Source organism: Streptomyces sp. NPDC052040 (genome assembly GCF_044548405.1).
Lineage (GTDB): Bacteria > Actinomycetota > Actinomycetes > Streptomycetales > Streptomycetaceae > Streptomyces.
On record NZ_JBIUBV010000004.1, the window covers coordinates 427,869 to 440,324 of the forward strand.

The following is a 12,456-nucleotide window of genomic DNA, read 5'->3' on the forward strand; positions in this document are numbered from 1 at the left end:
GGGACGGCGCCGCCGCACATGGTCGTCCCGTCACCCCCGGGCGGCCGCCCGGCGGCGCTTCCCGCCCGGCGGCCGGTCCCCCGGCCCGGGCAGCGCGCGGCCTCGAAGAGCACGGGCGGCACGCACGACCCGTACGAGCACGAGCAGCACGGATACCCCGTGCCGCTACGCGTCGGCCCGGGCCGCCGCGAGGAGTTCCTCCGCGTGGGCGCGGGCGGTCTCGGAGTCCTCCTGGCCCGCGAGCATCCGGGACAGCTCGCGGACGCGGTCCTCGCCCTCCAGCACCTTCACACCCGACCGCGTCACCGACCCGTCGTTCGTCTTCTCCACCAGCAGCTGCCGGTCGGCGAACGCCGCCACCTGCGGCAGATGGGTCACGACGACGACCTGCGCGGTCTTCGCCAGGCGGGCGAGACGCCGCCCGATCTCCACCGCCGCCTTGCCGCCGACGCCCGCGTCGACCTCGTCGAAGAGATAGGTGGGCACCGGGTCCGTCCCCGCGAACACGACCTCCACCGCGAGCATCACCCGGGACAGCTCACCGCCCGACGCGCCCTTGGCGATGGGCCGCGGCGGCGCGCCCGGGTGGGGCGCGAGCAGCAGCTCGACCTCGTCGGCGCCCGACGGCCCGCAGGCGACCGTACGCCCGCCGACCTCCACGCCCTCCGGGTCGTCCGTCTGCCGGATCTCGAACGACACCCGCGCGTGCGGCATGGCGAGCGAGGCCAGCTCGGCGGTGACGGCCGCGGCGAACCGCTCGGCGGCCTCCGTCCGGGCGTCCGTCAGCGCCTGGGCGAGGCCGCCCAGTTCGCCGCGCAGCCCGTCCCGCTCGGCGGTCAGTTCACCGATCCGGTCGTCGTCGCCGTCGAGTTCGGTCAGCCGCGCGGCGCTCTGCTCGGCCCAGGCGCGCACGGCGCCCACGTCCTCGCCGTACTTCCTGGTCAGCGCGGTGAGCGCGGCCCGCCGCTCCTCCACGGCCGCCAGCCGCCGCGGATCGGCGTCCAGGTCGTCGGCGTAGCCCGCCAGCTCCCCCGCCACATCGCCCAGCAGGATCCCGATCTCCCCGATCCGGTCGGCGAGCTGGGCCAGCGCGGGGTCGTGCGACCGCACCGACTCCAGGGCCCGGTGCGCGCCCGCGACCAGCGTGGCCGCGTCGACACCCTCGGGGTCCTCGGGGTTGCCCGCCAGTGCGGCGTGCGCGGCGGTCGCCGCGGACGCCAGCGCCTCCGCGTGCCCGAGCCGCTCGGCCTCCTCGGCCAGCTCCACGTCCTCACCGGGCCGCGGCTCCACGGCCGCGATCTCGTCGAGGCCGAAGCGCAGCAGATCGGCCTCCTGCGCCCGCTCGCGGGCCCGGGTGGTGATCTCGTCCAGCTCGGTGGCGACCGCCCGCAGCCGACGGTAGGCCTCGGCGTACTTGGCGAGCGGCACGGCGACCGCGTCCCCGGCGTACCGGTCGAGCGCCTGCCGCTGCCGGGACAGCTTCAGCAGGCCCTGCTGGTCGGTCTGGCCGTGCACGGCGACCAGTTCGTCGGCCAGCTCCGCGAGGAGCCCGACGGGCACGGAGCGGCCGCCCAGGTGCGCCCGGGAGCGCCCTTCGGCGGACACGGTACGGCTGATCAGCAGCGCGCCGTCGTCCAGCTCGGCACCGGCCTCCTCGGCGCGTACGGCGGCCGAGGCGTCCCGGGCCAGGGTGATCCGCCCCTCGACGACCGCGTTCCTGGCGCCGATCCGTACGAGCGCCGGGTCCGCGCGCCCGCCGAGCAGCAGGCCGAGGCTGGTGACGACCATGGTCTTGCCCGCGCCCGTCTCACCGGTCACGGCGGTGAAGCCGGGTGACAGCTCCACGACCGCGTCGTCGATGACTCCCAGCGACCGTATCCGCATCTCCTCCAACACGGAGAAGACCATACGAGGTCGGGCCGGGGATGTGCGAGCGGCCCTGTCACCCCGGAGAGGGACACCGCGCCCCGGCCCGGCCCGATCCGAACGAAAGACCCTAGTGCGGTGCGCCGCGCCACCCGGACACGGGAAGGGCGAACTTCGCCACCAGCCGGTCCGTGAAGGAGGCGTGGTGCAGCCGGGCCAGCCGTACCGGCACCGCTCCCCTCCGCACCTCGACCCTGGCCCCCTGCGGCAGCTCGACCGTGCGCCGCCCGTCGCACCACAGCACCCCGTGCGGGGTGTCCGGCTGCACCTCCACGGCGAGCACGGAGTCCGGCGAGGTCACCAGTGGCTTGGCGAACAGGGCGTGCGCGCTGATCGGCACCATGAGCAGGGCCTCCACCTCGGGCCACACCACGGGCCCGCCCGCGGAGAAGGCGTACGCGGTGGAGCCGGTCGGGGTGGCGCAGACGATGCCGTCGCAGCCGAAGCCGGTCACCGGCCGCCCGTCGATCTCCAGGACGACCTCGAGCAGCTTCTCCGCGGAGACCTTCTGCACGGCCGCCTCGTTGAGCGCCCAGTCGGTGTGCACGATGTCGCCGTTCTTGTGCACGACGACATCGACGGTCATCCGCTCCTCGACCTCGTACGCCTTCATCACCACCCGGTCGACGACCCGGTCCAGGTCGTCGCGCTCGGCCTCGGCGAGGAAGCCGACCCGGCCCAGGTTGACGCCGAGCATCGGCACCCCGGAGGCGCGGGCGAACTCGGCGCCGCGCAGCAGGGTCCCGTCGCCGCCGAGCACGATGAGCAGCTCGCACCCGTCGAGGCACTGCGGGGTGGCCTCCTTGATCAGCTCCACCTCGTCCGGCAGCGGCAGGTCCTCCGCCTCGGCCTCCAGGACGCGGACGCCGATCCCGCACCTCAGCAGTCCCTTGACCACCAGTTCGGCGCTGCGGACGGCCGCGGGGCGGCCGGTGTGGGCGAGCAGGAAAACAGTACGAGCTGAGTGCTGTGTCAACGCGGCCCCTCCACCACTGCACGGTCTACGTCGGCCGGGTCCAGTGCGGGTGCCCCGGCTCGCAGCCACAGAAAGTACTCGACGTTGCCCGAGGGTCCGGGCAGCGGACTGGCCGTCACGCCCTTCACCCCGAGCCCCAGTTCCGCGGCCCGTTCGGCCACTCCGCACACGGCCTCGGCGCGCAGCTCGGGGCTGCGGACGACACCGCCGCTGCCCAGCCGCTCCTTGCCCACCTCGAACTGAGGCTTGACCATCATCACCAGATCGGCGTCCGGCTTTGTGCACCGCACCAGGGCAGGCAGCACCAGGCCGAGCGGGATGAAGGACAGATCCCCCACGACTAGATCCACTGGTTCCCCATCGATCGCTTCGAGCGTCAACTCCCGTACGTTCGTACGGTCCTTGACGGTGACGCGTTCATCGCTCTGGAGCGACCAGGCCAGCTGCCCGTACCCGACGTCGACGGCGACGACCCGGGCGGCACCGGCACGCAGCAGGACATCGGTGAAGCCTCCGGTGGACGCACCGGCGTCCAGCGCCCGCCGCCCCTCGACCAGCAGGCCCTGCGGCACGAAGGCCTCCAGGGCGCCCGCCAGCTTGTGGCCGCCCCGGGACACGTACTCGGGGTCGCTGTCGTCCTGCACGACGACGATGGCGGCCGCGGTCTCCACCTGGGTGGCGGGCTTGGTCGCGACGGTCTTGCCGACGGTGACCCGGCCCGCGGCGATCAGCTGGCTCGCGTGCTCGCGCGAGCGCGCCAGCTTCCGTCGGACCAGCTCAGCGTCCAGACGGCGGCGTGCCACTCCTGCCACGTTCGGTTCAGCTCCTGTTTTCGTACGGTCGTGGGGGCACCGGAGGTCCCGGTCGGGCGTCCAGCGCGGTGAGCGCGTCGCGCAGCCCCCCGTGTACATCCTCGTACACCTCGATGTGGCCGTCCGTGGCGAGGTGGTCGGCGTCGGCCAGCCGCCCCAGCCGGGCGTCGACCTCGGCGTTGCCGGTGGGGGTCCGGTCCACGTTCAGCGGAGCCGGGGCCGCCGGGTCGGACTCGGGTCCGTCGGCGGGCTCCACGACGGTCCCGGCGCCGGCGTCCCCGGCGGGCCCGGCCACGGGTCCGGTGTGCGCCGCGGTCACAGAGTCGCTCATGCCCCGACGCTACCTCCTGGGCCTGGGGTACCGTCGCTCACGATGGCGACGATTGATGAGTGCCGTACGGCACTGGAGAAGTTCTCGGACACCCTGGCGGGCTCCGACGGGGACGTACGCGCGGCCGCGGCTCTCGACCGCTCGGTCAGCTGCCGCATCACCGATCTGGACGTGACCTTCGTGGGACGTCTGGAAGACGGCCGGATCCGGGTGCTCGACACGCTCCAGGGGCCGCCGCCGGGCAAGGCCCAGATCCGGCTGACGATGACCGGCGACGACCTGGTGGCGATGGTCGGCGGCGAGCTGCACTTCGCCAAGGCCTGGGCCTCGGGCCGGGTGAAGCTGGAGGCGGCCCTGCTGGACCTGCTGCGGCTCAGGAAACTCCTTTAGGGCCTCTCGTTTGGATCATGCCGGGCTCGCTCCAAACGAAAGACCCCAGCGGCTCGTCAGGAGACCCCTTCGGCCGCGACACGCACCCGTGCGCCGCGGGCCGCGGGAACCACCAGCGGCGTACCGGTCTCCGGGTCGTCGATGATCTGGCAGCGCAGCCCGAACACCTCCTCGACCAGCTCGGCCGTGACGATGTCCTTCGGCGCGCCCTCGGCGACCACCTCGCCCCCGCGCAGGGCGATGAGATGGGTGGCGTAGCGCGCGGCATGGTTGAGGTCGTGCAGCACCGCGACCAGCGTCCGCCCCTGCTCCTCGTGCAGTTCCGCGCACAGGTCGAGTACGTCGATCTGGTGCTGGATGTCGAGATAGGTGGTCGGCTCGTCGAGCAGCAGCAGCGGGGTCTGCTGGGCGAGCGCCATGGCGATCCACACGCGCTGCCGCTGGCCGCCGGAGAGTTCGTCGACATAGCGGTCGGCCAGTTCGCCGACGCCGGTCTGCGCCATCGCCTCCCGGACGATCCGCTCGTCCTCGCTCGACCACTGGCGCAGGATCCCCTGGTGCGGATAGCGGCCGCGGCCCACCAGGTCGCCGACGGTGATGCCGTCCGGCGCGATCGAGGACTGGGGCAGCAGGCCCAGGGTCCGCGCCACCTTCTTGGCCGGCATCGACTGGATGACCTCGCCGTCGAGCAGCACCCGGCCCTGGGACGGCTTCAGCATCCGGGACAGCGCCCGCAGCAGGGTGGACTTGCCGCAGGCGTTGGGGCCGACGATCACGGTGAACGAGTTGTCCGGGATCTCCACGGACAGCCGTTCGGCGATCACACGCTGGTCGTAGGCGAGGGTGACGCCCTCGGCGCTGAGGCGGTTCACTGTGCTCCTTGTGTCGTTCTGTCCGGGTGCGCCCAGGGCGATCGGAGTACTCATATGCGGCCCGCCCGGCGCTCGGTGACCAGCAGCCACAGCAGATAGACACCGCCGAGGACACCGGTGACCACGCCCACCGGCAGCTGGTCCGCGCCGAAGGCCCGCTGCGAGGCCCAGTCCGCGACGATCAGCAGGGTGGCGCCCATGGCCATGGAGGCCACCAGGTTCGGTCCGGGCGAGCGGGTCAGGCGGCGGGCGAGCTGGGGCGCGGTGAGCGCCACGAACCCGACCGGGCCCGCGGCGGCGGTGGCCCCGGAGGTGAGCAGCACCGCGGACACCATCAGCAGCACCCGTACCCGCTCCACGCGGACCCCGAGGGCGTACGCCACGTCGTCGCCCATCTCCGTCATCCGCAGGCCCCGGGACTGGGCGAGGACGAGCGGTACGAGGACGGCGCACAGCGCGAGCAGGGGCCAGACCTGGTCCCAGTCGCGGCCGTTGAGGGAGCCCGTCATCCAGACGACCGCGCGGGCCGCGTCGACGATGTCGGCCTTGGTGAGCAGATAGCCGTTGACGGCCGTCGCCACGGCGCTGACGCCGATACCGACCAGCACCAGCCGGTAGCCGTGCACGCCCTGCTTCCAGGCGAGCAGATAGATGGCGAGGCCGGTTGCGAGGCCCCCGACGAGCGCGCCGACGGCGACCTCGGTGGCGCTGCCGGAGAACAGCACGATCACCACCAGCGCCCCGGCCGTCGAGCCCTGGCCGAGGCCGAGCACGTCCGGGCTGCCCAGCGGGTTGCGGGAGACGGACTGGAAGAGGGCGCCGCCGAGCCCCAGCGAGGCGCCGACCAGCAGGCCCACCAGCACCCGGGGCAGCCGCAGTTCGTTGACGATGAACTCCTGGCCCGGGTTGCCGTCCCCGACCAGGGTCTTGAGGACGTCGGCCGCCGGAATCGGGAAGTCGCCGGTGCCGATCAGGACGACGGCCGCGGTGAGCGCGGCCGCCAGCAGCAGGGAGACGACGGTGACCGCCCGGACGTCGAGGCGCAGGGAGAGGCCGCCGGGGGTGCGCACGGTACGGGTGGTCTTCACAGCTGCGCCGTCCTGCGTCGTCGTACGAGGAAGATGAAGACCGGGCCGCCGATGACCGCGGTCACGATGCCGACCTGGAGTTCGGCGGGCCGGGCGACGATGCGGCCGATGACGTCGGAGCCGAGCAGCAGCACGGGCGACAGGACGGTCGCATACGGCAGGATCCAGCGCAGGTCCGGGCCGGTGAAGGACCGTACGGCGTGCGGGACCATCAGTCCGACGAAGACGATCGGGCCGCATGCGGCGGTCGCCGCACCGCACAGCACCGTGGCCGCGGCCATCGACAGCGCGCGGGTGCGGTTGAGATGGGCGCCGAGGGCGCGGGCGGTGTCGTCGCCCATGGCCATGGCGTTCAGCGGCCGGGCGAGGGCCAGCGCGAGGACCGTGCCGACCACGAGGAACGGCAGGACCTGCCGGATCGTCGTGTCGGTGGCCGAGGCCAGCGAACCGACCGTCCAGAAGCGCATCTTGCCGAGCGCCGCGTCGTCCGAGATCATCACGGCCTGGAGATAGCCGTAGAGGGCCGCGCTGATCGCGGTCCCGGCGAGGGCGAGCCGTACCGGTGTGGCGCCCCGGCTGCCGCCGAGGAACCACACGAGGGCTCCCACGGCGGCCGCGCCGGCGAAGGCGAACCAGACATAGCCGGTCAGGCTGGTGACGCCGAAGTAGGTGATGGCGGTGACGACCGCGGCGGACGCGCCCGCGTTGATGCCGAGCAGTCCCGGGTCGGCCAGGGGGTTGCGGGTGAGCGCCTGGAGGACGGCACCGGACAGGCCGAGGGCGGCACCGGCGAGCAGCCCGAGGACCGTGCGCGACAGCCGGTCGTCGACGACCACATCGGTGTAGTTCCCCGTGTCGTGGAACAGGCCGTGCCAGACCTGCTCCGGCGAGAGCCCCTTCGCGCCGATCGCGATGCTCGCCAGCGCCACGAGCGCCAGGATCACCAGCGAGAGAAGGAGTCCAAGGGTGCGTATCGCCCGGCGGGTTGGGAGCGCGGGGGCGGTCTCCGCGCGCGGTTCAGGAGGACTGTCGACCAACACGTAGTTAGGTTAGCCTACCCTCTCATCAACCGATCCAGCCCACGGCTCACAGCCCCAGCCGGGCGAGCGCCTTCTCCCCGTCCAGTCCGCACGAGCCCTCACCGGCCGCCGTCCAGGCCGCCGCGCACAGGGCCCGCAGCCCGTCCAGGGGCTCACCCTCGCCCGCCAGTTCGAGCCGGTCCTGCCCGGCCGTCGCCGTCCAGCCGCCGCAGCGGAAGCCGTCGCCCGCCTCTTCGACCTCAGGCTGACCCGTGCCAAGACCCCGCAGGTCCGCGTCGACATAGGTCGGCCGGTGGTGCGCGGGGGCGGCCAACAGCTGAGCGCCGTCGGTCACCCCGGTCAGGACCAGCAGCGAGTCCACCCCGCCGTTGAAGGCGCCCTCGATGTCCGTGTCGAGCCGGTCCCCGACCACCAGCGGCCGCCGGGCCCCGGTGCGCAGGATCGTCTCCCGGTGCATCGGCGGCAGCGGCTTGCCCGCCACCTGCGGTTCGGCGCCGGTCGCGATCCGTACGACCTCCACGGCGGCCCCGTTGCCGGGCGCGATACCCCGCGCGCCCGGAATGGTGAGGTCGGTGTTGGACGCGAACCAGGGCACCCCGCCCGCAATGGCGTAACACGCCTCGGCGAATCGCCCCCAGGGCAGCTCGGGGCCCCCGTATCCCTGCACCACGGCCGCCGGATCGTCCTCGGCCGACTCCACCGGCACCAGACCGCGCTCCCGCAGGGCGACCCGCAGCCCCTCCCCGCCGATCACCAGGACCCGCGACCCGGCGGGCACCTGCTCGCTGATCAGCCGGGCCACCGCCTGCGCCGAGGTGACCACGTCCGACGCCTCGGCCGGTATCCCCAGCTCGGTGAGGTGCGCGGCCACCGCATCGGGCGTGCGCAGGGCGTTGTTCGTCACATACGCCAGATGCATGCCGCCCGATCGTGCGGACCCGAGCGACTCCACGGCGTGCGCGATCGCCTGCCCGCCCGCGTACACCACTCCGTCCAGGTCGAGCAGCGCCGTGTCGTACGCCTTGCTCAGCGGGCGCCCACTGCCCTCGGGCCGCGTCCTGACGGTCTGGCTCATTACCATCGCTCCTCGTTCGCTTGTTTCCCCGATCATCCCCCACGGCACCGGCACACTTACGATGCACCAATGAACACAGCAGGTCCCAGGGACGTACCAGCGGGCAAGGGCCTCGAACTGACCCCCTTCCGGGGCCTGCGCTACGACCCGGACCGCGTCGGCAGTCTCGCCGCGGTCACCTCGCCGCCGTACGACGTCGTCGTACGCCCGGACGGTCTCCTGCACCTGGAGTCGGCCGATCCGCACAACATCGTGCGCCTCATCCTGCCCCAGGCGGCCACCCCGGCGGCCCGTACCAAGCAGGCCGCCAGCACGCTGCGCCGCTGGCTGGACGAGGGTGTTCTGCGGGCCGACACCGAACCCGGGCTCTATGTCTACGAGCAGCGGGGCAACGGCCTCGTCCAGCGGGGCGTCATCGGCGCGCTGCGGGTGTCGCAGCCGTCGGACGGCGTGGTCCTCCCCCACGAGGACGTGATGCCGCATGTGATCGCCGAACGGGCGGCCCTGATGCGCGCGACCTCCGCCAATCTGGAGCCCCTGCTGCTGACCTACCGGGGCAACGGGTCCGCCACCGGCGCGGGCGCCGTCATCGAACGCACTGCCGAACGTTCTCCGCTGTTGCGCACCACCACGGAGGACGGTTTCAGCCATTGCCTGTGGGCGGTCACGGATCCTGCCGAGGTCGCCGAGGTCCAGACGGAGCTGGCCCGCCACCAGGCCCTGATCGCCGACGGCCACCACCGGTGGGCCACCTATCTGCGGCTGCGCGCGGAGCACGGCTCTCCCAGCCCCTGGGACTACGGCCTGGTCCTGCTGGTGGACACCGCCCGCTATCCCCTGCGGGTGCGGGCGATCCACCGTCTGCTGCACCGCCTTCCGGTGGCCGACGCGCTGTCCGCGCTGACCGGACTCTTCCGCGTCCGCCGTCTGGACGTGCCGCTGCCCAAGGCCCTGGACGAGCTGGCCGAGGCGGCCGGCCGGGGCAACGCCTATCTGCTGGCGGGCGACGGCGCCTTCCATCTGGTGGACCGGCCGTCCCCGGAACTGCTGGCCCGTACGGTGCCCGCGGACCCGCCGGAGGCCTGGCGCTCCCTGGACGCGACCGTGCTGCACGCGACACTTCTGGAGCATGTGTGGCACATTCCGGAGGACTCCCCGGAGCACATCGCGTACATCCATGACACGGCCGCCACGGTGGAGAAGGCCGAGCAGGAGGGCGGTACGGCCGTGCTGCTGCACCCGGTGCGCGAGGAGGTCGTGCGCGAGCTGGCCCGCCAGGGGGTGACGATGCCCCGCAAGTCGACGTCGTTCGGCCCCAAGCCGGCGTCGGGTCTGGTCCTGCGGGCCCTGACCACCTCCTGACCGGCCGAATACACCCGAACAGCCCAGCGGGGCGGGATCCCGGTCGGATCCCGCCCCGCTCTGTTGCCCGAACGTCAGTCCCGGCGCGCTTCGCCCTCGGCGTCGTCAGCGGCCTCGGCGTCCTCGACCGGTGCGACCGGGGAGGAGGACGTGTCGCCGTCGGCGCCGCCCTTCTCGCCCTTGTCCTCGCCCTTGTCCTCGTCGTCGGCCTGCTCGTCGAACGCGTCGACGAACTCGACTCCGTCCAGCTCGGCGAGGCGGTCGGAGGCGTCCGTGCTGCCGTCCTTGTCGGACTCGAGCGCCTTGGCGAACCACTCGCGCGCCTCGCCTTCCCGCCCGGCGGCCAGCAGGGCGTCGGCGTACGCGTACCGCAGGCGCGCGGTCCAGGGCTGTACGGAGTTGGAGGCCAGCTCCGGGCTCTGGAGGGTCACGATGGCGGCATCGAGCTGGCCCATGTCGCGGCGGGCACCGGCGGCGACGAGCCGCATCTCGACCTGGCCGGCCTTGTCGAGCTTGTGCACCTCGGGCGCACCGGCCATGTCCAGGGCCTTCTCGGGACGGCCGAGGCCACGCTCGCAGTCGGCCATGAGGGGCCACAGCTCGATGTGCCCGGTCATCCGCCGGGCGGCCCGGAACTCGGCGAGCGCCTCGCTGTACTTCTGGCTGGCGTACGCGGCGAAACCGGCGGCCTCGCGCACGGCGGCCACCCTGGAGGCAAGCCGCAGCGCCACCTTCGAGTACCCGTAGGCGCCCTCGGGGTCCTCGTCGATGAGCCGGGCCACCATCACCAGGTTCCTGGCGACGTCGTCCGCGAGCGTCTTGGGCAGGCTCTGGAGTTCCTGCCGTACGTCCTTGTCGATCTCCTCGCCGGTGACGTCCGCGGGGATCGGCAGCCGCTTGATCGGCTCGCGGTCACGGTCCCGCTCGTCACGGAACCGGCCACCGCCACGGCGGTCGTCGCCTCGGCGGTCGTCGCGCCGGTCATCGCGCCGGTCGTCACGGCCTCGGAAGCCGCCGGGACGTCCACCGCGGTCGTCGCGCCGGGGACCACGCGGACCGGTACCCCGGTCGTCCCGCCCGCGGAAGCCCCCGCGGTCGTCACGCCGGTCGTCGCGCCGGTCATCGCGGCGCTCGGTGGGACGGTCGTCGCGGCGCTCGTCGCGGCGGAAGCCACCGCGGTCGTCGTCACGGCGGAAGGACGGGCGGTCGTCGTCGCGGCGGAACCCGCCACGGTCGTCTTCCCGACGGAACCCGCCACGGCGGTCGTCACCACGGCGGTCGTCACGGCGGGGGTACCCGCCCCGATCGTCACGGCGGTCGTCACGGCGGTCGCCGGGACGGTCGTCGCGGCGGAAGCCGCCACGGTCCCCGCGGTCCCCCCGCTCCCCGCCGCGCCGGTCGTCGTCACGGCGGAAGGGAGGACGTCCGCCCTGCTCGCGGTCGTCCCGCCGGAAGCCACGGTCCCGGTCGTCACGGCGGTCATCGCGGCGCTCGTCACGGCGGTCGGTGGGACGGTCGTCGCGGCGGAAGGCCGGGCGGTCGCGGTCGTCACGGCGCGGACCGCTCGGCCGGTCGTCGTCGCGGCGGCCGTAGCCGGAACGGTTGTCGTCGCGGCGGCCGTAACCCGGGCGGTCGTCGTCACGGCGGCCGAAGCGCCCGCGGTCGTCGTCGCGACGCCCGTAGGAGCCACGGTTGTCGTCGCGACGGCCGGCGCCTCCACGGTCGTCGTCGCGACGGAAGGCGGGACGGTCACCCTCGCGACGGAACCCGCCACGGTCGTCGTCCCGGCGGAAGCCCGGACGGTCGCGGTCGTCACGGCGCGGACCGCTCGGACGGTCGTCGCGGCGGAACGGCGGACGTCCGCCGTGCTCGCGGTCGTCCCGCCGGGGGTACCCGCCACGGTCGTCACGGCGGTCGTCACGGCGGAAGCCACCGCGGTCGTCGTCGCGGCGGAACCCGCCACGGTCGCCGCGGTCCCCGCCACGGTTGCCGCGGTCCCCGCCACGGTCGTCACGGCGGTCGTCACGGCGGAAGCCACCGCGGTCGCCGTTGCCCCCACGGTCGTCGCCGCGGCGCGGCGCCCCGCGGTATCCGCCGCGGTCACCACTGTCCCGTCGGCGATGGTCGCGCTCGGGGCGCTCGTCGGGAGAGTTGGTGGACATGGGTGACTCCTGTCTTCGGTACCGCAAAGCCATTCTCGCGCAGCCGGGTACCCGGCGCGCTTCGGAAAAACAAAAAAGGACCCCTGGTCCCAGCGAATTCGCTGGGACCAGGGGTCCTCCAAAGATTGTTCGGCGGCGTCCTACTCTCCCACAGGGTCCCCCCTGCAGTACCATCGGCGCTGTAAGGCTTAGCTTCCGGGTTCGAAATGTAACCGGGCGTTTCCCTCACGCTATGACCACCGAAACCCTAATGGTTTCGAGCGAACAAGCACACTCTTCAATTGATGTTCTGCTTTGAAACCGACAACGGATCGTTGTCTCAGAACAAACACAGTGGACGCGAGCAACTGAGGACAAGCCCTCGGCCTATTAGTACCGGTCACCTCCACACGTTACCGTGCTTCCAGATCCGGCCTATCAAC

General features: G+C 72.9%; 11 protein-coding genes and 2 rRNA genes. 2 read left to right on the forward strand and 11 right to left on the reverse strand.

Annotation, left to right across the window (positions count from 1 at the left end):
- Positions 1–165: 165 nt before the first annotated feature.
- The 4 genes from recN to ACIHAA_RS12690 all read right to left on the reverse strand — a co-directional run bounded on the left by recN (position 166) and on the right by ACIHAA_RS12690 (position 4,045).
- On the reverse strand, positions 166–1,908 hold the full coding sequence (gene recN / locus ACIHAA_RS12675; RefSeq protein ID WP_399816094.1) for a DNA repair protein RecN: 1,743 nt from the start codon (positions 1,906–1,908) through the stop codon (positions 166–168).
- A gap of 88 nt (positions 1,909–1,996) precedes the next feature.
- Positions 1,997–2,902, reverse strand: coding sequence for an NAD kinase (locus ACIHAA_RS12680; RefSeq protein ID WP_399816096.1), 906 nt, complete (start codon positions 2,900–2,902; stop codon positions 1,997–1,999).
- A complete protein-coding gene (locus tag ACIHAA_RS12685) occupies positions 2,899–3,714 on the reverse strand; it encodes a TlyA family RNA methyltransferase (RefSeq protein WP_399816098.1) in 816 nt (271 codons plus the stop codon). The genes ACIHAA_RS12680 and ACIHAA_RS12685 overlap by 4 nt, the downstream gene beginning before the upstream one ends.
- A 7-nt stretch (positions 3,715–3,721) precedes the next feature.
- The gene (locus tag ACIHAA_RS12690) at positions 3,722–4,045 is read right to left on the reverse strand and encodes a hypothetical protein (protein ID WP_399816100.1); all 324 of its coding nucleotides are present in this window, start codon (positions 4,043–4,045) and stop codon (positions 3,722–3,724) included.
- A 42-nt stretch (positions 4,046–4,087) separates the two neighbouring features.
- Between ACIHAA_RS12690 and ACIHAA_RS12695 the strand changes: the two genes are divergently transcribed.
- On the forward strand, positions 4,088–4,435 hold the full coding sequence (locus tag ACIHAA_RS12695; RefSeq protein ID WP_399816102.1) for an alkyl sulfatase C-terminal domain-containing protein: 348 nt from the start codon (positions 4,088–4,090) through the stop codon (positions 4,433–4,435).
- Positions 4,436–4,491: 56 nt separating this feature from the next.
- Here the strand turns inward: ACIHAA_RS12695 and ACIHAA_RS12700 are convergent, their stop codons facing one another.
- From ACIHAA_RS12700 to ACIHAA_RS12715, 4 genes are read right to left on the reverse strand one after another with little or no spacing between them, the layout of a single operon-like run.
- Entirely contained in the window at positions 4,492–5,361 is an 870-nt protein-coding gene (locus ACIHAA_RS12700; protein ID WP_399816104.1) for an ABC transporter ATP-binding protein, read from the reverse strand.
- Positions 5,358–6,395, reverse strand: a complete 1,038-nt coding sequence (locus ACIHAA_RS12705) for a FecCD family ABC transporter permease (protein WP_399816105.1) — start codon at positions 6,393–6,395, stop codon at positions 5,358–5,360. The genes ACIHAA_RS12700 and ACIHAA_RS12705 overlap by 4 nt, the downstream gene beginning before the upstream one ends.
- On the reverse strand, positions 6,392–7,435 hold the full coding sequence (locus ACIHAA_RS12710) for a FecCD family ABC transporter permease (RefSeq protein ID WP_399816107.1): 1,044 nt from the start codon (positions 7,433–7,435) through the stop codon (positions 6,392–6,394). The genes ACIHAA_RS12705 and ACIHAA_RS12710 overlap by 4 nt, the downstream gene beginning before the upstream one ends.
- 46 nt (positions 7,436–7,481) lie before the next feature.
- Positions 7,482–8,510 (reverse strand): HAD hydrolase-like protein, encoded by a 1,029-nt coding sequence (locus tag ACIHAA_RS12715; protein ID WP_399816109.1) that lies wholly within the window; start codon positions 8,508–8,510, stop codon positions 7,482–7,484.
- A 69-nt stretch (positions 8,511–8,579) separates the two neighbouring features.
- Between ACIHAA_RS12715 and ACIHAA_RS12720 the strand changes: the two genes are divergently transcribed.
- Positions 8,580–9,872 (forward strand): DUF1015 domain-containing protein, encoded by a 1,293-nt coding sequence (locus tag ACIHAA_RS12720; protein WP_399816111.1) that lies wholly within the window; start codon positions 8,580–8,582, stop codon positions 9,870–9,872.
- A 74-nt stretch (positions 9,873–9,946) separates the two neighbouring features.
- On the opposite strand, the gene ACIHAA_RS12725 is transcribed toward ACIHAA_RS12720, so the two are convergent.
- From ACIHAA_RS12725 to ACIHAA_RS12735, 3 genes are all read right to left on the reverse strand, one after another.
- The gene (locus ACIHAA_RS12725) at positions 9,947–10,765 is read right to left on the reverse strand and encodes a hypothetical protein (RefSeq protein ID WP_399816148.1); all 819 of its coding nucleotides are present in this window, start codon (positions 10,763–10,765) and stop codon (positions 9,947–9,949) included.
- 1,396 nt (positions 10,766–12,161) lie between these two features.
- Positions 12,162–12,278, reverse strand: a 5S ribosomal RNA gene (gene rrf, locus ACIHAA_RS12730).
- Between the two features lie 105 nt (positions 12,279–12,383).
- Positions 12,384–12,456, reverse strand: a 23S ribosomal RNA gene (locus ACIHAA_RS12735); the annotation flags it as partial.

Coding starts and splice junctions, on each gene's coding strand:
- recN (WP_399816094.1), bottom strand. CDS start 1,908: ATGGTCTTCTCCGTGTTGGAGGAGATGCGGATACGGTCGCTGGGAGTC.
- ACIHAA_RS12690 (WP_399816100.1), bottom strand. CDS start 4,045: ATGAGCGACTCTGTGACCGCGGCGCACACCGGACCCGTGGCCGGGCCC.
- ACIHAA_RS12695 (WP_399816102.1), top strand. CDS start 4,088: ATGGCGACGATTGATGAGTGCCGTACGGCACTGGAGAAGTTCTCGGAC.
- ACIHAA_RS12700 (WP_399816104.1), bottom strand. CDS start 5,361: ATGAGTACTCCGATCGCCCTGGGCGCACCCGGACAGAACGACACAAGG.
- ACIHAA_RS12715 (WP_399816109.1), bottom strand. CDS start 8,510: ATGAGCCAGACCGTCAGGACGCGGCCCGAGGGCAGTGGGCGCCCGCTG.
- ACIHAA_RS12720 (WP_399816111.1), top strand. CDS start 8,580: ATGAACACAGCAGGTCCCAGGGACGTACCAGCGGGCAAGGGCCTCGAA.